3 protein-coding genes are annotated in these 4,799 nt (G+C 55.0%); all 3 read right to left on the reverse strand.

Annotated features, from left to right (window positions below; genetic code table 11):
- Nucleotides 1-81: 81 nt before the first annotated feature.
- Nucleotides 82-2,208 (reverse strand): TolC family protein, encoded by a 2,127-nt coding sequence (locus C7534_RS32695; protein WP_109788259.1) that lies wholly within the window; start codon nt 2,206-2,208, stop codon nt 82-84.
- Between the two features lies 1 nt (nt 2,209).
- Entirely contained in the window at nt 2,210-3,538 is a 1,329-nt protein-coding gene (locus C7534_RS32170; protein ID WP_109788260.1) for a glycosyltransferase family 2 protein, read from the reverse strand.
- Nucleotides 3,539-3,545: 7 nt separating this feature from the next.
- Nucleotides 3,546-4,799: diguanylate cyclase (locus tag C7534_RS32175; protein WP_109788261.1), on the reverse strand; the 1,254-nt coding region annotated here is incomplete at its 5' end.

Raw genomic sequence — 4,799 nt, forward strand, 5'->3', positions numbered from 1 at the left:
GGAGCGTAGAGCACGTTCAGGCCATGCTCCTCAGTGGGGTTGTGCTCTTTTTGACTATCGAAACGAATCTTCATGAGCCTCTCACCGTTTGGGGAAGTCTCGCCAGGCTTGCCAATCGATACCGGCAACGCCCTGAGGTTGTAGCTGGTCACGCCACTTCGCTACCTGGCGTTGTAATTGTTCAGCGGAGGCGCCTGCCCAGCTTTCGGTGGATGGCAACTGCGGTTCGGTGCTCTGAGCCAGGCGAAATTGCAGATCAGGCCAACGTTGCGCTATCTCCCCTGCCAATTGCGCACTGCGTTGCGGGTTACGGGTGTAAATCATCAGGCTGACTTGACGTACCCCGATTGCTGGCAGAGCACAAGGCACACAGGGGTGCCCGGCCTGAGCCGCAACGAACCAGCGAGGGTGGCTCGATATTGCTACCGGCCACTGGCTTGCCACTGTTGCCGCACGTAACGTGTCGAGCCAGTCTTTCAGGCGTTGATCGGGGACCGGCATGCCCAACTGTTCGACTTCGAGATCCAGGTGAAGGCTGGTAAACGGTAATCCATCAAGCTTGCCCAATAATTCCGTCAGTTGCTTGCGGTGCTGCGGTTCAATCCAGCTTGGGTCGCCGAGAAGCAGACTCACTTGCAGACCGCTACGTGCAGCATCCTGGAGCAATTGCTCAAGCCGCTGGCGGGTCGCCGACAGATTGGCCACCTGGACGGCGTTGAGGCCGAGATAGATTTTCTGCATCCCGGCTTTGCGTAATGCTTGCAGTTCCGCCTGACGACGCACTGGATCCAGCAACGCTTCGCTGTTCCAGACATAGGTGGCCTGAAGCCATTTTTCTGGCTCGACTGGAACATTTTTACGCCGCACCGCAGAGGTTGAGGTAGCAGCAATCGCAGCGGGTTGCGGCTTGATCATCGGCCACCACTCCAATCGTTCATCACCCAACAACGCAGCAAATTGTGGGCTGTCTTCGGTGAAGAGATTCAACTCGGCCTGACGCAACCAGGCGGCATGCCACGCCGCAATCAATTCAAATCCTGACTGGAAATAAACGCGCTCGGCGGTCAATAGGGCAGTGAGGTTTCCATTCGCGTCCAGCGTGCTCCGAGCCTTTTCCTCATCAAGAGCCAACGCAGCGGTATGCCATTGCTGGCTGCGCTGCGTGATCGACGCTTGCGCAGTGTTTTGGGCACGCAATGCCTTGCTCAGCTCCAGACCCAACGCACGTTGTTCGGCCTCGACACGGTCGCTCGCCGCTTCGTAGCGTGCGTCGGCAACTTGTTGGCGAGCCCGCGTATTGCCGACCAAGTCGAAAGGCGTAGAAAAATAGAGGCTGGCCACCAAGCCGCTGCCCGCTTTATCCGAATCGCTGCGATACTCCCGAGTGCTGGCCAGCGCAACATCGGAATCAATAGACGAATACCAGGGGTTTTCTCGCTCTTTGTCGGCCAAATCACGAAGGCTTTGTTTTTCCGTGACCCTTGGATGCTGATTCAACAGCGCCTGCCATTGAACCAATGGTTGTGGTTGTGGCGCGAGAGGCTCGGCTACCGCTTGGGCGCCTGCTGGCAACCCGCTCATGCTGATGCTAGCCAAATCTTCGCGTACGTCTACTTCGATTTTGGTCAGCGCCTTGCATCGGGTTGAAAGCCCTTCCCACTCATCCAACTGCAACTGACCTTCGGAAGTGCGTGACAAACCTTTTTCCATACGCAGGCGAATCGCCTGATCAGCCTTCTTGGCCGTTGGAATGAGCGCATCACAAAAAGCGACTTCCTGTTGCACACGCCACCAGTCAGCGTAAGCACTACGCAAAGCCAGACGCTGGCTTGCAACCTCCAAAGCAACGCGCGATTGCTGTCGTTGGCGTTCGTACTGATTAGCTTGCAGTAGGTCGAGCTGACGCTTAAGGCTACCCAACAGAGGATGGCGTACACCAAGACTCAAATTTCGACCGAAATAATCATCGCGGACGTCAGGGGTGACCAACTCTTCAAAACGCCCCGCGCCAGCACCGGCGAACACTTGCCATCCCGCCCGGTCCTGGTGAAGCCTGGCTTCTGCGTCGAGGGCTCGAAGGTCAGCCTGGCCTGCACGAAGCAGAGGATCTGATTGTTGCTTATCTATCAATTCTTGAAGTGTCAGCGATTGAGCCAGCAACGAAGTACATGACAGCGATAAAGTTAGAGCCAAAAGTACCGATCGCATCTTAAAACCTTGTGGCTTTTCTCAAGACCCACCATGGCGCCATGCCGCTTTCCTCATGGCCACGACGGAACATCTCGTTGAGCATGGCGACTGCACTCCAGCAGCGCATGAGCAACATGAATAGCGGATAAATCGGCACTAGCAACCCTAAGCGCAGGTCCTGCCGAGGTCGATCGGAAACTATTAACAGCAAGGCCCCGAACAATATTGCGGTGATCGTCAAATACAGCAGATAGACCAGAAACGACAAGATCAACAGCGTTGAGCCAGGCAGGATGAACAATGCCACCAAAGTGTAGCCAAAAATGATGAATGGCAGCACCAACTGAAAAAAGAAGCCACTGAGGAGCATCATCAAAAAGCTCCGCCAACCTAATAGAGTCGGATTAATACTGTGGCTGTGCTTGCGAACGTACAGAAAAAACAGGTCACCATCCCAGCGTAGCCTCTGCATGAGAAACTGCTTGAGCGTCGTTGGTGCATCGGTATGGCCGATGGCTTCAGGCTCAAATGGAATTCTTAAATCATGACGCCCGAAATAACTTTTGATGCGCAGTGTTATGTCGAGGTCTTCCGCTGTGTGAGTATCCCAGCCACCAATTTTTATAAGAAAACTGCGACGGAACGCGCCGAAAGCACCAGAAATGTTATTGACCAGATTCCACTCGGCCAAACCGATTTTCGACATATGGATCGAAAGCAAATATTCCAGCGCTTGCATCGCTGCGATCATGGAACTCCAGGCATTACGGACTCGCAAGCTGCCAGCCACCGCCGGCACAGCCGGGTCCTCAAAATGCCGCACAATGGCGCTGACCATGTTGTTGTCAAACGACGTGTCACCATCCAGGGCCATCACGATCTCACCGCTGGAATGGGCCAGACCGGCATTCAATGAAGACACTCGGCCACCACGTTGCCACTTGGCAATCGGACGAAGATGCCGCCGTGGATACAAAAGAGGGTCTACCCGAAAGTCCCGTACCGCATGCAGTGTAGGCTGGTTCAAGGTAGCGCCATCCACCACCGGTATCATCTCGATGTGTCCGGGATAGGTTTGTTCGCACAGGCTTAACAGCGTCTTCTGCACGTCCATCCCTTCGCTGTAACAGGTGATGATGCAAGACACTTTCGGTTGATAAAGGCTATGTTGTGGGCGGTGGGATTGCCGTCGCACGAACCAGCGCAAGACGCCCAGCAACACCAGCGTATTGAACGGCAGTTCAAGCAGCAGGAAAAACGGAAAGAGCATATAAAACAATCGTCTCAAACCGCCGGGGCCCGACAGTTGATTGAGAATTTCCTGAGTCTGATCAAAGAGTGGATACATCGCAGCCTCAAGCCAGTTCGCTGGCGAGACGGGCCAGCAACAATTCGCCGTCCTCTTGTTCAAGCAGATCCTGCGGCGCAGTGAAGCTGACGACACGAAGAGATATCTGGCTGACTTCAGGTCCCGAGAACAACTCGGCGACCTGCTCCAAACGTCGTTTGACACTCACTAGTCCCTCGGCCCCGGTATTCGGGAGCATGAGCCAGAGAAACTCTTCCGAGCTTCGAGAGCAACGATCGGTTTCCCTGACGGTTTCCTGCAAACGATCGACCAGACTGTCGACGAAGGCATGCCCGCGGTGCTCGCCAAGTCGAAGCAGGGTATCGGTCAAGTTGACGAAGCGCAGACCAATCAGTGAAAAATCCGGCAGTTTATAGCGGCGTACGATCTGAATTTGCCACGTGAGCAGCTCATAGAAATCCTTGCCGCCCAGTAAGTTGAGTCGACCAAAGTGATTGACCCCACCCTGCTCATTGCTGAAGCCTTGGCGGCAGCGCAAACGTCCTGCTTCAGTCAAGCGGTAGTGCCGGATTTCGCGTACCCGCAACTTGTCGGGTGTGTGCGCCAAGACACAATCCAGGCAGCGCGCTTGAACATCGGCGTCAACGAAAAAAGCCTGACATGACCGGCAGCGGTAATTCTCCAGCGGTCGATCATAGTCGCTGCCAATGTGTCGCAATCGGTTCAGACAGTTAGGGCAAAGTAACATCCCGTCTTTCAGAAAGTTCTCTTGGGCACCCACATGGCCGCAGGTAAAGCAGTGCAGTGAAGGCTGACGGGAAATGTCCAGGGCCTGACATTCGGGGCATACATCAACATAGTTCAAACGGCCCGAACCGCAGCTTGAACAGAGTCGGACGCGATCGACCAGTACCCCCTCTTCAAGCCAGTCCTGCTCGGCCATCAGTGTCAGCCAGACGAAGGTATTGACCTGTTCGTCCTCGGCCAAAACCTCCAGCAATGGGTAGCGATAATGCTGAGGCACCTCTGGATCGCGCAGCGCGTGCACTTCTGCGCTGGAGCGAAACCACAACCACGAAAGCACCCGGCTTTCAAATCGATCAGACGCCCCTGCGCTATCAAAGAGACTGAACCGTGCTTTCCACAAGTTCCAGAGGGGTGTGACTTCCTGGAGATCTGCAGGGGGAGCACCATCGCCCAGCGCTTCGCACCAACCATCCAAATCACGGCAGCAGTAAATCAAACTGAATCGATAGGAAGTATCTATGCGCAGCTTGCGAAGCAATTTCCCTGCCGAGGC

This window comes from Pseudomonas sp. OV226 (genome assembly GCF_003148705.1).
GTDB lineage: Bacteria > Pseudomonadota > Gammaproteobacteria > Pseudomonadales > Pseudomonadaceae > Aquipseudomonas.

Excerpts from the sequence above, each read along its gene's own strand:
- C7534_RS32170 (WP_109788260.1), bottom strand. The coding sequence starts at position 3,538 with ATGTATCCACTCTTTGATCAGACTCAGGAAATTCTCAATCAACTGTCG.
- C7534_RS32695 (WP_109788259.1), bottom strand. The coding sequence starts at position 2,208 with ATGCGATCGGTACTTTTGGCTCTAACTTTATCGCTGTCATGTACTTCG.